Source organism: Streptomyces sp. NBC_00663 (assembly GCF_036226885.1).
Lineage (GTDB): Bacteria > Actinomycetota > Actinomycetes > Streptomycetales > Streptomycetaceae > Streptomyces.
This window is the reverse complement of record NZ_CP109027.1, coordinates 800,786-819,009: the sequence shown is the minus strand read 5'-3', so window position 1 is coordinate 819,009 and position 18,224 is coordinate 800,786. Positions and strand designations below refer to the sequence as shown.

The 18,224-nt window shown below is 70.7% G+C and carries 20 protein-coding genes; 10 read left to right on the top strand and 10 right to left on the bottom strand.

Translation table 11 applies throughout. The features are described 5' to 3' along the window. Window positions 1-11 precede the first annotated feature (11 nt). The gene (locus OG866_RS03835) at window positions 12-923 is read right to left on the bottom strand and encodes an MHYT domain-containing protein (protein WP_329331941.1); all 912 of its coding nucleotides are present in this window, start codon (window positions 921-923) and stop codon (window positions 12-14) included. A gap of 179 nt (window positions 924-1,102) precedes the next feature. Next, the gene (locus OG866_RS03830) at window positions 1,103-2,068 is read right to left on the bottom strand and encodes an RNA-binding protein (RefSeq protein ID WP_329331940.1); all 966 of its coding nucleotides are present in this window, start codon (window positions 2,066-2,068) and stop codon (window positions 1,103-1,105) included. Between the two features lie 48 nt (window positions 2,069-2,116). On the opposite strand from OG866_RS03830, the gene OG866_RS03825 reads away from it, so the two are divergent. Next, window positions 2,117-2,944, top strand: a complete 828-nt coding sequence (locus OG866_RS03825) for an SDR family oxidoreductase (RefSeq protein WP_329331939.1) — start codon at window positions 2,117-2,119, stop codon at window positions 2,942-2,944. 31 nt (window positions 2,945-2,975) lie between these two features. Here OG866_RS03825 and OG866_RS03820 read toward each other — a convergent pair whose 3' ends face one another. From OG866_RS03820 to OG866_RS03795, 6 genes are all read right to left on the bottom strand, one after another. After that, window positions 2,976-3,401, bottom strand: coding sequence for a VOC family protein (locus OG866_RS03820; RefSeq protein WP_329331938.1), 426 nt, complete (start codon window positions 3,399-3,401; stop codon window positions 2,976-2,978). Window positions 3,402-3,436: 35 nt separating this feature from the next. Next, a complete protein-coding gene (locus OG866_RS03815) occupies window positions 3,437-4,837 on the bottom strand; it encodes a caspase family protein (RefSeq protein WP_329331937.1) in 1,401 nt (466 codons plus the stop codon). Window positions 4,838-4,850: 13 nt separating this feature from the next. Next, on the bottom strand, window positions 4,851-5,189 hold the full coding sequence (locus OG866_RS03810; RefSeq protein ID WP_329331936.1) for a Pepco domain-containing protein: 339 nt from the start codon (window positions 5,187-5,189) through the stop codon (window positions 4,851-4,853). Window positions 5,190-5,298: 109 nt separating this feature from the next. Further along, window positions 5,299-6,531: a glycoside hydrolase family 64 protein gene (locus tag OG866_RS03805; RefSeq protein WP_443063495.1), complete on the bottom strand. Its 1,233-nt coding sequence runs from the start codon at window positions 6,529-6,531 to the stop codon at window positions 5,299-5,301. Between the two features lie 166 nt (window positions 6,532-6,697). After that, window positions 6,698-7,453, bottom strand: a complete 756-nt coding sequence (locus OG866_RS03800; RefSeq protein ID WP_329331935.1) for a dienelactone hydrolase family protein — start codon at window positions 7,451-7,453, stop codon at window positions 6,698-6,700. 121 nt (window positions 7,454-7,574) lie between these two features. Then, window positions 7,575-8,195, bottom strand: coding sequence for an L-threonylcarbamoyladenylate synthase (locus OG866_RS03795; RefSeq protein WP_329331934.1), 621 nt, complete (start codon window positions 8,193-8,195; stop codon window positions 7,575-7,577). Between the two features lie 164 nt (window positions 8,196-8,359). Between OG866_RS03795 and OG866_RS03790 the strand changes: the two genes are divergently transcribed. The 7 genes from OG866_RS03790 (at window position 8,360) to OG866_RS03760 (ending at window position 14,545) form a co-directional block, all read left to right on the top strand. Beyond that, complete coding sequence (locus OG866_RS03790; RefSeq protein WP_329343904.1) at window positions 8,360-9,844, top strand: helix-turn-helix domain-containing protein; 1,485 nt, start codon at window positions 8,360-8,362, stop codon at window positions 9,842-9,844. A gap of 345 nt (window positions 9,845-10,189) precedes the next feature. After that, window positions 10,190-11,539 carry a transaminase gene (locus tag OG866_RS03785; RefSeq protein WP_329331932.1) on the top strand — a complete coding sequence of 450 codons (1,350 nt, stop codon included), beginning with the start codon at window positions 10,190-10,192 and terminating at the stop codon, window positions 11,537-11,539. A gap of 4 nt (window positions 11,540-11,543) precedes the next feature. After that, on the top strand, window positions 11,544-11,984 hold the full coding sequence (locus tag OG866_RS03780; RefSeq protein WP_329331931.1) for an Lrp/AsnC family transcriptional regulator: 441 nt from the start codon (window positions 11,544-11,546) through the stop codon (window positions 11,982-11,984). Between the two features lie 110 nt (window positions 11,985-12,094). Beyond that, window positions 12,095-12,331, top strand: a complete 237-nt coding sequence (locus tag OG866_RS03775; RefSeq protein ID WP_329331930.1) for a hypothetical protein — start codon at window positions 12,095-12,097, stop codon at window positions 12,329-12,331. A gap of 157 nt (window positions 12,332-12,488) precedes the next feature. Continuing rightward, window positions 12,489-13,268: an alpha/beta fold hydrolase gene (locus tag OG866_RS03770; protein ID WP_329331929.1), complete on the top strand. Its 780-nt coding sequence runs from the start codon at window positions 12,489-12,491 to the stop codon at window positions 13,266-13,268. 298 nt (window positions 13,269-13,566) lie between these two features. Next, complete coding sequence (locus OG866_RS03765; RefSeq protein WP_329331928.1) at window positions 13,567-13,920, top strand: ArsR/SmtB family transcription factor; 354 nt, start codon at window positions 13,567-13,569, stop codon at window positions 13,918-13,920. Further along, window positions 13,913-14,545: an SRPBCC family protein gene (locus OG866_RS03760; RefSeq protein WP_329331927.1), complete on the top strand. Its 633-nt coding sequence runs from the start codon at window positions 13,913-13,915 to the stop codon at window positions 14,543-14,545. The genes OG866_RS03765 and OG866_RS03760 overlap by 8 nt, the downstream gene beginning before the upstream one ends. A 3-nt stretch (window positions 14,546-14,548) precedes the next feature. On the opposite strand, the gene OG866_RS03755 is transcribed toward OG866_RS03760, so the two are convergent. Then, window positions 14,549-15,109: an AMIN-like domain-containing (lipo)protein gene (locus tag OG866_RS03755; protein WP_443063494.1), complete on the bottom strand. Its 561-nt coding sequence runs from the start codon at window positions 15,107-15,109 to the stop codon at window positions 14,549-14,551. Window positions 15,110-15,355: 246 nt separating this feature from the next. Between OG866_RS03755 and OG866_RS03750 the strand changes: the two genes are divergently transcribed. Beyond that, window positions 15,356-16,681: an endo-1,4-beta-xylanase gene (locus OG866_RS03750; protein WP_329331925.1), complete on the top strand. Its 1,326-nt coding sequence runs from the start codon at window positions 15,356-15,358 to the stop codon at window positions 16,679-16,681. A gap of 64 nt (window positions 16,682-16,745) precedes the next feature. Here the strand turns inward: OG866_RS03750 and OG866_RS03745 are convergent, their stop codons facing one another. After that, complete coding sequence (locus tag OG866_RS03745) at window positions 16,746-17,369, bottom strand: lipoprotein (RefSeq protein WP_329331924.1); 624 nt, start codon at window positions 17,367-17,369, stop codon at window positions 16,746-16,748. A gap of 161 nt (window positions 17,370-17,530) precedes the next feature. Between OG866_RS03745 and OG866_RS03740 the strand changes: the two genes are divergently transcribed. Then, complete coding sequence (locus OG866_RS03740) at window positions 17,531-18,205, top strand: nucleotidyltransferase domain-containing protein (RefSeq protein WP_329331923.1); 675 nt, start codon at window positions 17,531-17,533, stop codon at window positions 18,203-18,205. Window positions 18,206-18,224 lie beyond the last annotated feature (19 nt).

Here is an 18,224-nt window from a genome sequence, read left to right as displayed (position 1 = left end):
TGGGGGCGTCGTCACCATTCGCCGGCGCGCTGCGGGGTGTCGTAGGGGTGCTGTCGTGCCCGTGCGGGGCTCGCGGGGGTCTCGAAGAGCGAGCCGTGGGTCGGTGCGGGCGGCTCTTCGGCGGACCATGTGGTCGCCGGCCGGCGCGCGGCCGGCTCCCGGCGGGACACGGGGCGGCTCCACTGGCTGTCGCCCAGCACCAACAGCGGGTCGAACATGACGACAACTCCGGCCAGGACGAGGAAGATGACCGGCCCCAGCAGCATCGGCAGCAGCAGCGAGGACGCCGAGTCACCGGCCCAGGAGCCGCCGGTCGTGCCGTGCACATGGACGCTGACGGCGGCCATCGCGGTGTAGTGCATGCCGGAGACGGCCACGCCCATGACGAGACTGGCGCCGAGGCTCGTCATGAAGCCCCGGATGGTGACGGCCGCCCAGAGGGCCGCGGTGGCGGCGACGATCGCGATCACGACCGAGAGGGCGACGGCCAACGCGTCATAGTCGAGCGCGCCGTTGAGACGCATGGCGTACATGCCCAGGTAGTGCATGGCCGCGACGCCGAGCCCGGTGACGATCCCGGCCAGGGAGAGGTTGGCCGTGCCGGCGCCGCGATAGCCGACGATGAACACGCCGATGCCGACCACGACGATCGACACGGCGAGGCTGAGCAGGGTGAGCCCCGCGTCGTAGCGGATCCGGGTCTCCTCGACCTGGAAGCCGATCATCGCGATGAAGTGCATCGTCCAGATGCCGCACCCGATCGACGCGGCACCGAGCGCCAGCCAACCGGCCTTCCACGACTGGGCGTTGAGCAGCGACCGCACTATGCAGCGCAGCCCTAAGGCCCCACCCAGACACGCCATCACATATGCCGCGACCGGCGTCACCACGCCGTAGCGAAATCCGTCGACGGTGCCTTCCATACGCCAACTCCCCCCAGAGCCACCGTGAATGCTGGGGCAAGGTCTACGCCGTAAGGACCGCGTAAAGCAAGGATTTACCGGCGGTAACAAGCGAACTCTGGAGCACCACGTGTTCACTTCGGCCACGGGGCGATGAAATTGAGCCATGAACGACTTCATGACCGCTCACGCGCGCACGGTCAGGTCCGCCAACGAGCCCGTAGGACGCCGTCCCGGTCCGGCATGACCGCCGTGCACAAAGGCACACGTTCGTCCGCGTACACGGAAAGGAACGCGGCGGCGCGGGCACCGGACATCCGGGCGGTCAGTTCCGGGAACGCCTCCTCGTCGGCGATGGCGCTGTGGACAAGTCCGTCGGCGCCCTGCCACACCCCTTCGACGAGGCCGTCGGCGGGGAGGGCGCCCAGGACGGCGTCGACGTCGGCCGACAGCGGTGGCCAGACAGCCAGCCGGGCCCGGGGCGCCAGCCCCGCGCGGACCGGCCCGACGGTGTCATCGGTGAGGTGATGCCACCGCGAGGCGCCTTCCAGATACATCTCTTCCAGGATCCCCGCACGCCCGGCGGCGACCGCCGCACGCAGGTCTGCCCAGAAGGCGTCGTCCGCGGGGCGCTGGACGCCCGGCTCGTCCGCTTCCTCTCCGGCCCCGAAGGCGTACGGGGAGGCGGCCAGGCGTTCCGGGAACAGCCCGAGCGCACGCGTGCGGGCCAGCGCCTCCGCACAGGCCCGGTCGGAGCTGATGTAGAGGTACTGGTCCCACCCCACGTGGACCGCGAACGTGTCCTCCACCTCCAGCCGGCACCAGGCGCCGCCGTCCCGCAGCATCACCCGCACCAGCCCGAGCGCGACGTCGAGCGGCACCCGCGCCCCGTCATGGAAGCCGTCCCGACCCGACGGGAAGAGCCCGTCCAGGCCGAAGTCCTCCCTCGCGGGCTCCACACCGAAGTGGGCGAGCGAGGGAATCCCCGGCTCGCGCACGACCAGATGATCGACGCCGGTGTCCGCGGCGAACGCGGCCACCGCCTGGAGATACGCCGCCTCGACCTCGCCGTGGTCGCTGACGACGTCCTCGGGGCCGTGGTAGTGGCCGTGTTCGTCGCGGTCGGCGGGGTCGTACTTGGTGACGCGGTAGACGTGGGTCGGCATGGCCGCATCCTTTCGCACAGGCAGGGCCGGGCCCTAGCGTGGCCGATCATGAAGATCCTGATCGTCGGCGGCAGCGGCTTCCTGGGCCGCGAGCTGGCTCGACAGGCTACGACCGCCGGGCACACCGTGACGGCGACCTTCGCGACCCACGCGGGTGACCTGGCCGGAGTGCGCTGGCTGCCGCTGGACCTGCGGCGGGCGGACGAGATCGATGCGACGCTTGACGAGGCGGGGCCCGATGTCGTCGTCAACGCGGCCTACCGCAAGGGTGACTGGGCCACGACGGCCGACGGGGCGGCCCGATTGGCGCGGACGGCGAGCGCGCGTGCGTGCCGGTTGGTGCACGTGTCGAGCGACGCCGTCTTCTCCGGCTCCGCCGTCCCCTACGACGAGTCCGCCACACCGGATCCGGTCACGCCGTACGGCGCCGCGAAGGCCGCCGCCGAGACGGCGATCCGGCTGCTCGCCCCCGACGCCGTCATCGCCCGCACCTCACTGATCGTCGGCGACGGAGACTCGGACCACGAGGACTTCGTCCACGAGCTGGCCGAGGGGCGGCGCGAGGGCGTGCTGTTCACCGATGTCATCCGTTGCCCCGTCCATGTCGCCGACCTCGCCGCCGCGCTCCTGGAGCTGGCCGCCACCGACAACAAGGGCGTGTGCCACCTCGGCGGACCCGACGGGGTCAGCCGCCACGAGCTCGGCATTCTGATCGCCGCCCGCGACGGACTGGACGCGGCGAGGCTGCCCGCCGGACGACACGCCGACCTGCACACGCCGGGCGCGCTGGACGTCCGCCTGGACAGCGGACGGACGCAGCGCACCCTGCGGACGAGGCTGCGCGGGGCCCGCGAATTCCTGCGGCGCGGAGCGTGACGCGGAGCCGCCCTCGGCGGAGTGCCGCCTCTCAGACCACCGGTTCCCCGATGCCCAGCAGATTGCCCTCGCTGTCCCGGAACCAGGCGGCGCGTTCCCCACGCGCCCCCTTGCTCGGATAGTTCCCGTCGACGTCGGCGATCCCGTCCTTCGTCCGGAGCCCCGGCACGTCGACCTCTTCGAACGTCACCCCACGCTGCCGGAGCCGCGCCACGACACCGTCGAGGTCGTCGACCTCCCAGCCCATCTGCGTAAAGGTGCCCGAGGCGGCCCCCGACGACCTGAACAGGGCGAACTCTGTCCCACCACACCGGTACAGCAGCCCACCGGGCCGCTCGTCGACCGGCTCGAGACCCAGCACCTCGGAGTAGAAACGCCGCGCCCGCTCAAGGTCCTGCGCAGGCAGCCTCGTCGCCACGCGACCCCGGGCCAGAATGTTCTCGTCGTCTGCGTTCATGTCTCCACTGTGCGCCTGTGTGAGCTTCGCGGCGGCTACGGCGTCTCGGTCCCGCACTGCGCGACGACCTGCTGCTCGGACTTGGTGAGGGTGACCTTGCTGCCGCCGGCCTGGTTCTCTTCGTTCTTCTTGCACGCGGAGGCCTGTACGGCGAGTTCTCTGACTTTTGCCTGTGCCTCAGAGCGGCTGGCGAGCGCGATCGTGTCCTCGACGAGCGTCCTGGGGTACGACGGCAGGTACTTCAGCTCGATCTCCGGATGATCCTGGTCGACCTTTCCCTTGCCGATGCCTGCCACGGTGTCGTCGATGCCCCGGTACACGGCCAGGTGATCGCCGCTCTTGCCCACGTAGTACTGGGTCTGCGTCCACTGGTAGAAGCCGAACAGCCCGCCGCCCATCGCCGTCAGGCACACCCCGGCCAGGGCCACGATCAGTTTCCTGCGGCGCGTCCAGCGCCGGCCTCGTGGCCACCGGAACCGCCACCTCTCGCCCGATGGAGGCGAGGGCATGGTCGGCGGCGGGCCGAAAGCGGGAGCGGACGGGGTGGGCGCCACGTGGGGCATCGCGGCGATGCTCATCGCCGCGGTGTCGCGGCCCGGCCAGGGCGAGGGGTTCTGCCGCGGGGCCGGAGCGGTACCGGGACGGGGCAGGAAGTAGAAGTCGTGCGTGGGAATGTCGGAGACGACGCGTAACAGCTGCGGGTCGCCCTTCTTGCCGTAGGCGCGGTGCAGTTCCGTGACGCGGTCCTGCACGGCGTCGCGGAACTCGGCGAGAGCGAGTGGCCGCCCGTGCGGGTGGGCCGTCACCACGTCGGAGATCGACCGCGAGAAGATGCTGAAGGATTCCCCCGGGCGTGTGCCGTGGTCGCGGCCGTCCCGCACCTGTTCGTGCGAGCGGACGAACAGGGACAGCTGGGCCGGTGAGCAGCCGTACAGATAGGCCACCTTCCGGCGCAGGGCCGCGCTGATCTGCTGACGCCCCCACTCCCTGACGCCTGCCACACCCATCGAGTCCTGTTCGATGCCCTCGCGGCAGGCGTCGATGAGGAACACCACATGGTCGGCCGGGGTCTCGTCGAGGTGCCGCCGCCAGTCGATGGGTACGCACCCCGACTCGAAGGGATGCACGTCCTCGTCGATGTCCTCCGGCACCAGAAAGTCCTGGCCACGGGCGTGCACCCCGTGTCCGCTCAGGAGGATGAACGCGGTGTCGCCGGGCCGCACCCTGCGCAGGAAGCCGATGACCCGGGCGTTGATGTAGTTCGCGGAGATCTGCTTGCCGCCGGGGCGCCGCGCGAGCACCTGGACGTCGGCGAACCCGTGCCCGGTGAGGACCGCGCCGAGCCGGGTGAGGTCGCCGGGGATGAAGGGCAGCGGCTGGATGCCGCGCATCTCGTAGTCGCTGGCGCCGATGAGCAGCGCGCGATGGTGCCCCATGACCGACGCCCGGTCACTGCCGGAAGACGAGGACGATGCCGCGACTGCTCTGCACCTGCGCGCTGCCCACGAACTGCACTCCGCCGGCCGCCGTCACCTGCACGGACAGCTGGGCCTCGCGCAGCGGAAGCGGTCCGCCCCGTGCCGCGACCTCGGCGAAGAGGTCCTGAAGGGCGTCGACGGCGTCGGCGAGGTTCTTGCGCAGCACCCCCAGTGGCACGCCGCGCAGCACAGCCTCCTGACGGTTGCCGAAGAGTCCCATCGAGTCCTCGCCGTCAGGGTCGGACTCCTCGTCGTACGAAACCCAGAAGGGCAGTGTCGGCTCGCCGGGTACGGCGCCGGACATGTCCATTGGTGACCCCCATCCCCCGATGCGACGGGGAAACTTTAGTGCAAATGGGCCGAGTTGGTGCCCGGTCGGACAGGACGGGGACGGGGGTCGAGGGTGGCGGCCGGGTTGCTCAGCTCAGCGGGTCGAGAGTCAGATACGCCTGGAGCGGGTTGCCGTCGTGGACCAGGGACTCGTGTTGGCCCACGTCGTCGAAGGCGAAGGCGTAGGCCTTGCCGTCGGCCATGCGGTCGTGGATGACGCGGGCGTAGTGGTTGGTCACCGGGTCCTGGTAGAAGGCCGCCGCGGAGGTGTCCGGCTGGTTGGGGTTGGTGAGCAGGGTCGAGCGGTTGAAGCCGGCGCACAGGGTGCGGGAGATCGGGCCGCGGACGGCGTCGTTGGGGGCGTCGAGGAGTTTGTGGCAGCCGAAGACGCTGCTCGCGTCCGGCTTCTGGAACGTCGTCACCACCGCGCCGGAGGAGTTGGTGAAGTTCATGACGCCGCCGGAGACCCGGCCGTAGTACTTCGTGTTCGGCTGGTCGGCGAACGGGGTCACCGTGAGGGTCGACGTGGCGTACTTCTGCCAGACCCGGTTGATGTAGTCGTCCAGGACGGTGGCGGGCAGGGCTCCGGTCTCCAGGCCGTACGCGGGGGACAGCGCGCGCAGGACCGTGCCGTCGGCGCGGGTCTGGACCAGGCCGCCCCAGCCGCCCGACTGTGCGCGCAGCGCGTTGAAGACGGCGTTGTAGCCACCGGACTTGAGGTGTCCCGTGCTGACCGTGCTGCCGTCGGCGCGCTGGACGCCGACCGCGTAGGGCGCGGAGAACATGTCCACCTGGGTGCTGTTGAGCCACAGACCCGAGTCGTTGAGCGTGTACTCCGACCAGTTGAAGAGGATGTCGCGGTTCGGATCGCTCGGGTTCTGCACCGCCGGCTGCACCAGACCGCCGGTGGTCAGCCGGAAGTCGAGCTTCTTGCCGTACGAGAAGTAGACGCGGCCGGAGAACTTGGGGAGGCGGATCGTCTTCGACTGACCTGCCGCCGGGCCGGTGATCGACGCGTCCGGCGCGGGGGTCGGTGGGTTGCCGCCCGCCGGCCAGGCGTGGAACGTGCCGGCCGCGTCGGCCCAACCCTGCTGGCCCGTCGCCAGGTTGGTGCCGAGGTTGTAGACGTACACCGGGTCGCCGCGGCCCGAGTTGTTCGTCACCTTGAGAGGGATCGTGGCGGGCACCGCCGCGTTCGCGGTCGACGGTGCGCCGAGGGTGAGCAGGGCGCCGAGCAGGGTGGCCGCGCCAGCCGCGGCCAGGAGTCGATGCCTCAGCCGTCCGGGCGGTCCAGGCCGTCCGAGCTGTCCGGATCCGAGCACGCTCCACCTCCGTGGGGGGATGGGAGAGGTACGGGATTGGTCCGTACCTGCTTTGAGAGCGCTCTCAGATTCGCGCTGCGACGCGGGCATGTCAATGAAGTCGACCGAATGCACCCGCGGGGCGGCGCTCACGGTGTCCGCGTGCGCCACCCCGGGTCCGCTTCGCTCAGAACGTCCGCTTCAGCAGATCCAGCAGCGCCGCCCAGTGCCGCTCCGTCGCCTCGTGGTGATACGCCGACGTGTCGGCCTGCGTGTACCCGTGGTGCGCGCCCGGGTAGACCTCGCTGCGGTGCCGTACGCCCGCCTCGGTCAGCGTGTCCTCCAGGAGCCGGATCTGCTCCGGCGGCATCGAGGGGTCCTCGTCGGCGTGTCCGAAGTACACCTCGGCGGTGATGTGTTCGGCCACCCGGTGCGGACTGTCCGGGGCGTCGGTGGCGAGACGGCCACCGTGGAAACCGGCCGCGGCCGCCACCCGGTCCGGGTAGGTGCCCGCCGTCAGGAGGGCGAGCCGCGCGCCCATGCAGTAGCCGGTCAGCGCCACCGGTCCCTCGGCCACGAACGGGCTCTCCGCCAGAAGGGCCAGATAGGCGCCGGCGTCACGCATCGCGAGGTCGGGGGTGAGCGACTGCATGACCGGACCGATCGCGTTCCACAGGTCGGGCCGCGCGTCGGTGTCGATGAACTCCGGCAGGTCGAAGACCGGCGAACGGCCGTGCCGGTAGAAGACGTTGGGCACCAGCACCGTGTACCCCTCCCCGGCGAGCCGGTCGGCCATGGACCGCAGATGGGGGCGCAGGCCGAAGGCGTCCTGGTAGAGCAGGACGCCGGGGTGGGGGAGCCCGTCGTCGGGACGGGCCAGATAGGCGTCGGCGACGCCGTCCGCGGTGGTGATGTCGACGGGGGTGCCCTGTACCGAGGTCATGGGGGTGCCTCTCTGTGCATATGACGGCGAGCAGCTCGCCGGCCCGGCGGGGTCGGGCCGCGAATATCGTTTCACGCACCATGCAACTGCGGTGCGAGGGCCCCCTGGGCCCGGGATCCGCTCACTCGAACCGTGAGGTGTCGCCCGCTCCCCGCCGTACGATCTCCGCCTCGCCGCCGGAGAAGTCGATGACCGTCGTCGGCTCGGTGCCGCACTCGCCGGAGTCGAGCACCGCGTCCAGGACGTGGTCGAGACGGTCCTTGATCTCCCACCCCTGGGTCATCGGCTCGTCCTCGTCGGGCAGGAGCAGGGTGCTGGAGAGCAGCGGCTCACCGAGCTCGGCCAGCAGGGCCTGGGTGACGACATGGTCGGGGATACGGACGCCGACCGTCTTCTTCTTGGGGTGCTGCAACATACGCGGCACCTCCCTGGTCGCCGGCAAAATGAACGTGTAACTGCCCGGCGTCGAGGCCTTCACCGCACGGAAGACGTCGTTGTCGACCCGGACGAACTGACCCAGCTGCGCGAAGTCCTGGCACACCAGGGTGAAGTGGTGCCGGTCGTCCAGCCGGCGGATCGCGCGGATCCGCTCGATGCCTTCCCGGCTGCCCAGCTTGCAGCCGAGCGCGTAGCAGGAGTCCGTCGGATACGCGATGAGTGCCCCGGCCCGGATGCTGTCCGCGACCTGGGAGACGGTGCGCGGCTGGGGGTTGTCGGGGTGCACGTCGAAGTACTTCGCCATCCGTCGAGCTTATGCCGTACGAGGGTGTCGGCCGCGCAGGACGGGGGAGGGGAGGCCCAAGGCCACCGGTTCACCGTAGGGCCATGGATCGACGGGGTGAGGTAACGTCCCGGCACCTGTACCGGCAGGGCGAGGTCGACGCGAGGGACGAGGAGAAGGGTGACGTGGCGGGCAGCGAGGACGGTGCGCGGACGACGGGCGCCGAGGTGACGTGGGCGCAGGAACTGCTGGAACATCTGCGGCCGACAGGACGGGACGTCCGCCGTGTCGTGGCCTGGCTCGCGGACGGCGTCCGGGGAACGGCCGTACTCCAGGACGACACGGGAACCCTCGTCGCGGGTACCCGCATTCCGCTGGACGAGGTCCTGGTCGAGGACCTCGTCACGGGCCGGATCGCGTCCGCCGCCTGGGAGGGTGAGGGGCGGCACCAGCGCCTGGTCCGGGTGGCGCAGCCGCACTCGGCCGCGGCGGGCGTACTGGCGGTCTCCCGTGACGCCCCGTTCGACCGGCGGGCCTCCGACATGGTGACGCACACCGCCCAGGTCGTCGAACTCCTGCTCAGGGCCCGTGAGTCGACGGCCGCGGGGCACCGTCTGCAACGGGCCACGTCCGATCTGCGGCTGGCGATCCTCCAGTTGCTGATGGTCGAGGACATCGTCTCGGCCCGCCGCGTCGCCGCGGGCCTGTGGCCGGGGCTGCTCGACACGGACTCGGCGTGCGTCTACGTCGTCGAGAGCGCCGCCGAGGACCGGGACCGCCTGCTGGCGGACTGCCTGGACGCCACCGCCGAACAGGCCCTGGTCGTGCGCTGTCCGGCGATGGACCAGCACGTCATCGTCGTCACCCCCGGCGACACCACGGCCCGTGAGCTGCGGGCGGTGATCCAACGACGTCCCGGCACCTTCCTCGGCGGCAGCGCCCGGCAGAGCCTCGCCCGTACCGCCACCGCCTACGGACAGGCCGTCAGCGCCCTCGCGGTCGCCCACTTCCGGCCGGACAACGCGGCGGTCTACGCGGAACGCACCCACCCCGAACGTCTGATGGACCCAGCCCTCCTGCACAGCTGGACGGCCCAACTGCTGCGCCCCCTCGACGCGCTGGCCCACCACACCCGGGCCGAGCTCCTCGCCACCACCCGGCTCGGTCTTGAGTTCACCGCGGTGAACGCGGCCAAGGTCCTCGGCGTCAGCCGCAACACCGTGCGCGCCCGGATGGAACGCGTCGAAGGGCTGCTCGGCGTGTCCTTCACCGACCTCACCGCCCGGGCCGTGGTCCACCTGGCGCTGAACACCCAGGTGGGGATGGAGTCGGTGCCCGCCGCCCCCGAGGCCGAGCCCGAGGCGCCCGTCGGGCTCGGTGACGTACTGTCAGGGCCCGCGCTGCGCACCTGGGGGCAGGACCTCGTCGGCCGCCTCGCCCCGGACGCCCGCGATCTGCGCCGCACCCTGCGCACCTGGATCGCCGCCGGCGGCAACTCCGAACGCACCGCACAGGCCTTGGGCGTACACGCGCAGACCGTGCGAGAGCACGTCCGCAGCGCGGAACCCGTCCTGGAACGCCAACTCCTCGCGGGCGGCAGCGATCTGTACGAGGTCGTCCTCGCCCATCTCGCCACCGGGGACGTCCGGCAACCGCTGCTGGCCGGGTAGCCGTTCGCTGTGCGAAAGCGCGCTATTCGGACGCATCTGTGCACAGGTGAGTGCCCGTGACGCCGCATCTGGCATGAACGCGATTCACAACCGCTCTGTCATTCACGTAAGTTCATCGGGCCGCAGGGGCACGACCGGAACGGGGGACCGGTCGGGCCCCTGTTCCCGTTTCAGAGCCTGGGCGATGCGGCCGGTGACGGGTCACGCGTGCTCTCCCGGCTGGTCCGGTCGATGACGCTCGAATCGATCGCGGCGGCAATCGAATCAGTTCTCATGGCTTGAGATCAGTGCGTTTTCAGCCGTACGCTGCCGTTGATCAGTCGGCTCTCACGGCTCGGGGTATCCATGGACCGCACCCGCCTTCCCTATCTGCTGGCCCGCGAGCGGGCGGAGGCCGAGCGGCGCTGCCCGCGCTCCCGGGACGCCTACGCGCGCGCCGACCATCTCTTCGGACGGGTCCCGATGACCTGGATGAACAAGACGGCCGGCCCCTTCCCGCGCTACCTCGACAGCGCCCGCGGTGCCCGGGTCACCGACATCGACGGCCACGAGTACCTCGACTTCTGCCTCGGTGACACCGGCGCCATGGCCGGACACTCGCCCGCGCCGGTCGCCGAGGCGGTCCAGCGGCGGTTCGCCGAACTCGGCGGGGCGACCGCGATGCTGCCCACCGAGGACGCCGAGTGGGTCGGCGCGGAGCTGACCCGGCGCTTCGGACTCGCCCGCTGGAGCTTCTCGCTGACCGCGACCGACGCCAACCGGTGGGCGATCCGGCTGGCCCGGGCCGTCACCGGCCGCCCGAAGATCCTCGTGAACAGCTACAGCTACCACGGCAGTGTCGACGAGTCCCTCATCGTCGTCGGTCCGGACGGCGAGGGCATGGCCCGACCCGGCAACGTGGGCGCCCCCTGCGACGTCACCCTCACCAGCCGGGTCGCCGAGTTCAACGACCTGGAGCAGCTGGAGCGCGAGCTGGCCCACGGTGACGTGGCCGCCGTCCTCATGGAACCCGCCCTCACCAACATCGGCATCGTGCTGCCGGAGCCCGGATACCTCGCGGGCGTCAGGGAGTTGACCCGACGGCACGGCACCCTGCTCATCAACGACGAGACGCACACCCTCTCCGCCGGACCCGGCGGCTGCACGGCCGCCTGGGACCTGGAACCCGACCTCCTCACCGTCGGCAAGGCGATCGGCGGCGGCATCCCGGCCGGGGCGTACGGACTGTCCGCCGAACTCGCCGACCGGCTGCTCGGCCGTGCCGACCTCGACCTCGTCGACATGGGCGGCGTCGGCGGCACCCTGGCCGGAAACGCGCTCTCGGTCGCCGCGATGCGCGCCACTCTCGAACACGTCCTCACCGATGACGCGTTCGCCCGCATGGCCAAGCTGTCCGAACGCTTCGAGGCGGGCGTCCGCCAGGGCATCGACGCCCACGCGCTGCCCTGGTCGGTGAGCAGGCTCGGCGCCCGCACCGAGTACCGCTTCGCCTCGCCCGCGCCCCGCACCGGCACCGAGTCCGCGGCGGCCGCGGACGAGGAGCTGGAGGACCTCCTCCACCTCTACCTCGCCAACCGGGGCATCCTGCTGACCCCCTTCCACAACATGGCGCTCATGTGCCCGGACACCACCGAAGGTGACGTCGACACCCACACCGAGGTCTTCGCCGCCGCCCTCACCGAACTGGCGGGCTGAGCGCATGGACGAGATCGACCGGGCCATCCTGCGCGAACTACAGGCCGACGGCCGTATCGCCTACGCCGACCTCGGCCCCAAGGTCGGCCTCTCGGCCTCCGCCGCCCGGCAGCGCCTGCAACGCCTCCTGGACGCCAAGGCCGTTCAGGTCGTCGGGGTCACCGACCCGATGGCGATGGGTGGCCAGGCCATGGCCCTGCTCGGCATCGGCGTGGACGGCGACCCGCGTGCCGTCGCCGACGAACTCGCCGGGCGCACCGAGGTGATCTACTCGGTGCTGACCTCCGGCGGCTTCGACCTGTTCGTCGAGGTCGTCGCCCCGGGGCCGCGCGACCTGCTGGACTTCGTCAACGACGTCGTACGGGCCGTCGAAGGGGTGCGCGAGGTCCGCTCGTTCCCCTACTTCGGCATCCACACGCACCGCTTCCTGTGGGACGTCGGCTGACCGACCTGCTTCCTGGTGGCACGTCGGCTGAAGCCCTGCGCGGAAACGATTGAGCCGCGCGCAGCGGGTACCCGGCCGGTCCCGGAACGACAACCGCTGGAGGGAGCCCCATGACCAGCAGCACGGAGACCGGCGGCGTGACCGGTACGCCGGACAAGGACTACAACCTCATCTGGTACGTCGAGGCGTGCCTCGCCAACGCGCTGCGTCTGGAGTCGTACATCCAGGACGCCGAACGCGGCAAGGACACCGAGGTCGCGGACCTCTTCCGCAAGGCCCAGGCGGACAGCCGTAAGGGTGCCGAGATCGGCAAGGGCCTCCTGCGCGCGCGACTGAACGGCGGCTGACCCGGCCCATGGCGGCGCCCGGCACGGATCTCCCGGCCGGGTGCCTCGTCATGGGCGTACCCGGGGGTGCGACGCAGTGGCCCACCGCACGGTGACGTGGGCCTCGTGGGCGGCTACCGTACCGGTCAGTAACCCACGGGACCGCAGGGAGGCCGCCATGCCGCAGCTCGAAGTCGACGGCGCAGCGCTGACGTACGACGACGAGGGCCCCCGCGACGGTGAGGGGGTGCCGCTGGTGTTCGTCCACGGCTGGACCGCCAACCGGCACCGCTGGAACCACCAGCTCGCGCACTTCGCCGAGAAGCGCCGGGTGATACGGCTCGACCTGCGCGGCCACGGCGAGAGCGGCGGCGCCGGGGTGCGCACGATCGCGGAGCTGGCGAACGACGTCCTCGCCCTCCTGGACCATCTGGGCATCGAGCGCTGTGTCCTCGTCGGCCACTCGATGGGCGGCATGATCGCGCAGACCATCACGCTGGCCCACCCCGAACGGGTCGAGCGCCTGGTGCTGGTCAACTCGATCGGCCGGATGACCTACAGCCGGGGCAGGGGACTGCTGATGGGCGTCTCGACGCTCGTCCCCTTCAAGCTGTTCGTCGCCACCAACATCCAGCGCGCCTTCGCCCCCGGCTATCCCCGCGAAGAGATCCGCGCCTACATCAAGGCCTCGGCGGACACCCCGCGCGAGGTCGTCATGACCCTGTACGGCGCCATGCGCGCCTTCGACGTCCTGGACCGGGTCGGCGAGATCAGCGTCCCCACCCTGATGATCCACGGCTACCACGACATCCAGCTGCCGGTACGGCAGATGCTGCGCATGGCGAAGGCGTACCCGGACGCCGAGGTCCGCATCATCGACGCCGGCCATGAACTCCCGGTCGAGAAGCCGGAGGAACTGACCCGGGCCCTGGACCGGTTCGTACGCGTCCCCGCCTGAACCACCGACCGCTCCGAAGGCTCCTCCCCAGGGGACGACGGGGGAGTCTGCCGATGCCCGGGCCTTGGAGCGGCGCCGCCGAGCGGCACGGACGGCGCGAGATCCGGATGCGCCGGGCCCGGGTGCGGGCCGCCCGCCGCTCGCGCGAGCACGCCGCGCGGCGCCGTGCGCGGGGGCTGACGCACCAGGAGATCCACCGCCGCCGACGGGCCGTATGGCGCCGGTTGGGCCGGGGGCATGCTGAGTCCGTTTATTTAAGTGTTGCCTTATATAAGTGGCTCGTGGCAGAGTCGGGAGCGTGCACGCCTTCGACGTACTGGGAGATCCGGTCAGGCGCCGGATATTGGAGCTGCTCGCCTCGGGTGAGCAGACGTCGGGTGAGGTCAGCGCGGTGATCCGGAGTGAGTTCGGGATCTCCCAACCGGCCGTCTCACAGCATCTGCGGGTGCTGCGGGAGAGCGGATTCGCGTCCGTGCGGGCCGAGGGAACGCGACGGCTGTACGCCGTCCAGGCCGAGCCCCTCCGGGAGGTGGACGCCTGGCTGGACCGGTTCCGGGGGTTCTGGGAGCAGCGCCTCGACGCGCTGGGGACGGAGCTCGCGCGAGGCAGGCGCGAGCGCAGACTGAGAGAGGAAACGAGCGGAGATGACTGACTTCGTCGAGGAGATCAAGCGGCTGCACCGGGAGGTCGGCACGCGCGAGGTCGACGCGGGCGACGCCCGCACCGTGCTGCTGCGGCGCACCTACGAGGCCGACATCGCCGACGTGTGGGACGCGGTGACGTCCCCCGAGCGCATCAGCCGCTGGTTCCTGCCGGTCAGCGGCGATTTCAAGGTCGGCGGCCGCTATCAGCTGGAGGGCCAGGCGGGCGGCGAGATCCTGGAATGCGTGGAGCCGGAGCGGCTCAGGGTGAGCTGGCTGTTCGGCCCCGACCCGGGTTTCAGCGAGGTCGAGGTACGGCTGACCTCCGAGGGCGAGGGGCGGACCGAGTTCGTGCTGGAGCACGTGGCCGTCGTACCGGACGCGTTCTGGGGCCAGTACGGCCCGGGCGCCACCGGCGTCGGCTGGGACCTGATGTCCCTCGGCCTCGGCCTGCACCTCGCCGGTGGCACCATGACCCAGGAGGAGTCGGTGGCCTGGCAGCTCTCCGACGAGGGCAAGGAGTGCGCGACCGTCTCCGGCGAGGCCTGGGGAGCGGCGTACAGCGCGTCGGGCGCGGACACCGGGACGGTCGAGTCCACGACCGCGGCGACGATCGCCTTCTACACGGGAGCGTAGGGCTCAGGGTTTCACCCCCCAGGTGTGGGCGACGTCCACCACGACCCGGTCGTCGACGCGCAGGACCCGGAACGGCAGCCGGGCGCGGACGCCGAGGCCGAACTGGGTGTCGCCCTCGAAGCTGCCCACGAACCGGGCGTCCCGGAAGGTGCGGTACCCGTCCAGGTCCACGCCGGGAAGCGGGCGGCCCACCCGGCCGGGATAGGTGGGGGCGCCGGTCTCGATGTCGTACGCGGGTGCCGCCACCCGCACCTCCAGGACCGCTCCGCCCGCGACCGGGACGAGGCGGCCCGAGCCGTCCTGGTGGACCTGGTCGACGTATCGGACGGAATAGCCGAGGCCGGCCTTCTCGGCGCCGGGTATGTCGACGACGAGCCGGTCATAGCAGGTGTGGTGGCCGGTCCTGGCGTTCGTCACCGAGTCCGTGGAGCCGACCGCGCGGCTCTTGTCGAGGCTGCCCCAGCCGGTGGGGCAGCTGGTGGTGGCCTGTACGGGTACTGCGGCCACCGCGAGCGTCGCACTCATGAGGGCGACGGTGGCCCATGTCGTTCTGCTGCGTCGCATGATGTCCCCCGGGATTCATGTGTCTGTTATCTGATGAGACAACCCGGTTCAGGGAAAGGTTGCACCTTGTCCCGATATTTCTTTCCGAAAGATTCGGGCTCCCGATCGCATGCTTGAGCGCCAAGAGGCGGTCTTCGGCCAATTCCGAGAGGTGCGTGCGCACCCTGTTGACGCTGTGACGGCAGGCCCCTACCGTCTCGGCGAAATTCCGGAAAATGATCGAAACTTTCGAATGGAAGGGGCGAGATGGTCACCCGCACACCCATCCTCCTGACCGCACTGGCGATGGCCGGCGTCGCCGTCCTGTCGGGCACGGCGGACGCGGCCTCCACACTGGGGGCCTCGGCCGCCGAGAAGGGCCGCTATTTCGGCACCGCGGTCGCCGCGAGTCACCTGGGCGAATCGGCGTACGTCTCCACGCTCGACACCGAGTTCAACTCGGTCACGCCCGAGAACGAGATGAAGTGGGACGCCGTCGAGAGCACCCGCAATTCGTTCAACTTCAGCGCCGCCGACCAGATCGTCAGCCACGCGCAGAGCAAGGGCATGAAGGTCCGTGGCCACACGCTGGTCTGGCACTCCCAACTGCCCGGCTGGGTGTCGGGTCTGGCCGCCACGGACCTCAGAACGGCCATGAACAACCACATCACCCAGGTCATGACCCACTACAAGGGCAAGATCCATTCCTGGGACGTGGTCAACGAGGCGTTCCAGGACGGCAGCAGCGGCGCCCGGCGCAGCTCGCCCTTCCAGGACAAGCTCGGCAACGGCTTCATCGAGGAGGCGTTCCGCACCGCCCGCGCCACGGACCCCGCGGCCAAGCTCTGTTACAACGACTACAACACCGACGGCGTCAACGCGAAGAGCACCGCCGTCTACAACATGGTCAAGGACTTCAAGGCGCGCGGCGTCCCCATCGACTGCGTGGGCTTCCAGTCCCACTTCAACAGCGCCTCCCCGGTCCCCTCCGACTACCAGGCCAACCTCCAGCGCTTCGCCGACCTCGGCGTCGACGTCCAGATCACCGAGCTGGACATCGAGGGCTCCGGCAGCTCCCAGGCCACCAGCTACAGCAGCGTCGTCAAGGCCTGCCTCGCGGTCTCGCGCTGCACCGGCATCACCGTGTGGGGCGTCACCGACAAGTACTCGTGGCGCGCCAGCGGCACCCCGCTGCTCTTCGACGGCAACTACACCAAGAAGGCCGCCTACACCGCCGTACTGACCGCGCTCGGCGGCAGCGGATCCGGCGGTGGCGGTGGCGGTACGGCCGCCTGCAACGTCTCCTACAGCAAGCAGGAGGAGTGGAGCGACCGCTACAACGGCACGGTGACCGTCACCGCCGGCAGCACCGCGATCAGCGGCTGGACCACGACCGTCACCCTGACCGCCCCGCAGAAGATCTCCGCGACCTGGAACGGGACCCCCACCTGGGACAGCAGCGGCAACGTCATGACCATGAAGCCGAACGGCAACGGCAGCCTCGCCGCCGGAGCCTCCACGAGCTTCGGCTTCACCGTCATGAAGAACGGCAGCACCGCGAGCCCCGCGCTCGGATCCTGTACGGCGTCCTGACGGACGCGCCGCTCACCCCGACGGCCCGGCTCGGTACGCGAGTTCACCGCGCCGGGCGGTCGGTTCAGACGATGCTCAGTGTCTTCTTCGCCAGCTCGAACGCCGGGAGCATGTCCTGGTGCTCCTCGGTGTCCGCGCCGCCGAGGTGGACGACGACGGGGCCGTCGGGGGTGATGACGGCGAAGGCGCTCTCCTGCTTCGTCTCGTCCAGGAGTTCGCTGGTGGCGAGGTAGTCGACCGAGACACCGGAGAGGCCGCCCGCCTCGAACGTGCTGTACCTCGCCTTCTTCGCCCCGTCCTGTGCCGTGACGAACGCCTTGAGCACGGCCTGGGCGTCGCCGCCCTTGCCGGACTCGCCGGTGAAGACCCGGAGGAAGCCGAGGTGCCCGGCAGGCTTCGCGTCGACCTCGCACACCAGTGATACCGGCCCCTGGCGCAGCAGGGACGCCATGTCCTCGTCGGCATCGGCCGCACCGCTGCCGTCCGCCTCGGCGTCCGCGGCCGAGCCGTCGATGGCGTCCGCCTTCCACTCGGCGGCGAGATCGAAACCGACCGGCAGGAGACAGGCGGAGCCGGCCGCGCCGACCCTGCCACCGCTCTCGGCTTCCCCGGCGGCGCTCACCGACGGGCTCGCGGACGGCCCCGCGTCCTTCTCCGCGGCCCCGGAGCAACCTGCCAACACGCTCACCAGCACGGCCGCATGAGCCGTCCGCCGCCAAGCCTTCCCCACCCCGACCAGCACCGCGCCGACTCCCCTCGGATGCCCTGCCCCAATAAATCTGATGACCGCATCCTCGCAGGTCACCACAATGGGCCGGACGACCCCGCCCCGAGGAGAGGTGACCGACCATGACCGTCCCGAACGTACTGCTGTCCGGCATCGTCGGCTCCACCGCCTACGGCCTCGCCCACGCGGACTCCGACGTGGACCGCCTCGGCGTCTTCGCCGCACCGACCGAAGCCCTGCACGGCCTGCACCGGCCGAAGGAGTCCCACGTCACCACGCACCCCGACAGCACCTTTCACGAGGCCGCCAAGTGGTGCAGGCTCGCCCTGGGCGGCAACCCCACCGCGATGGAACTCGCCTGGCTGCCCCCGGAGTTGTACGAGGTCCGCACTCCGCTCGGCGACGAACTCATCGGCCTGCGCACCGCGTTCCTGAGCGCCCAGCGGGTCCGGGACGCCTATCTCGGGTACGCCACCCAGCAGTTCCGCCGCCTGGAGAACCGCGAGCCCGACGCCCGCACGGCCAAGCACGCCCGTCACCTCAAACGGCTGTGCCACCAGGGCCTGGAGCTGTACACCACCGGCAACCTCACCATCCGCCTCGAAAACCCGCAGGAGTACGTCGAGTTCGGCAACCGTGTCGCCGCCGACCCGGCGGCCGCGCGCCCGCTCCTCGCGCACTACGAGGCCGCCTTCGCCGAGACCCGCCCGGCACTGCCGGAGCAGCCCGACGAGACGGCCGTGGAGGCGTGGCTGCGCCGTGTGCGCGGGCACTTCTACGCGGCGGCCGGGGTGTAGCGGAGAGCGTGGCGCGGCC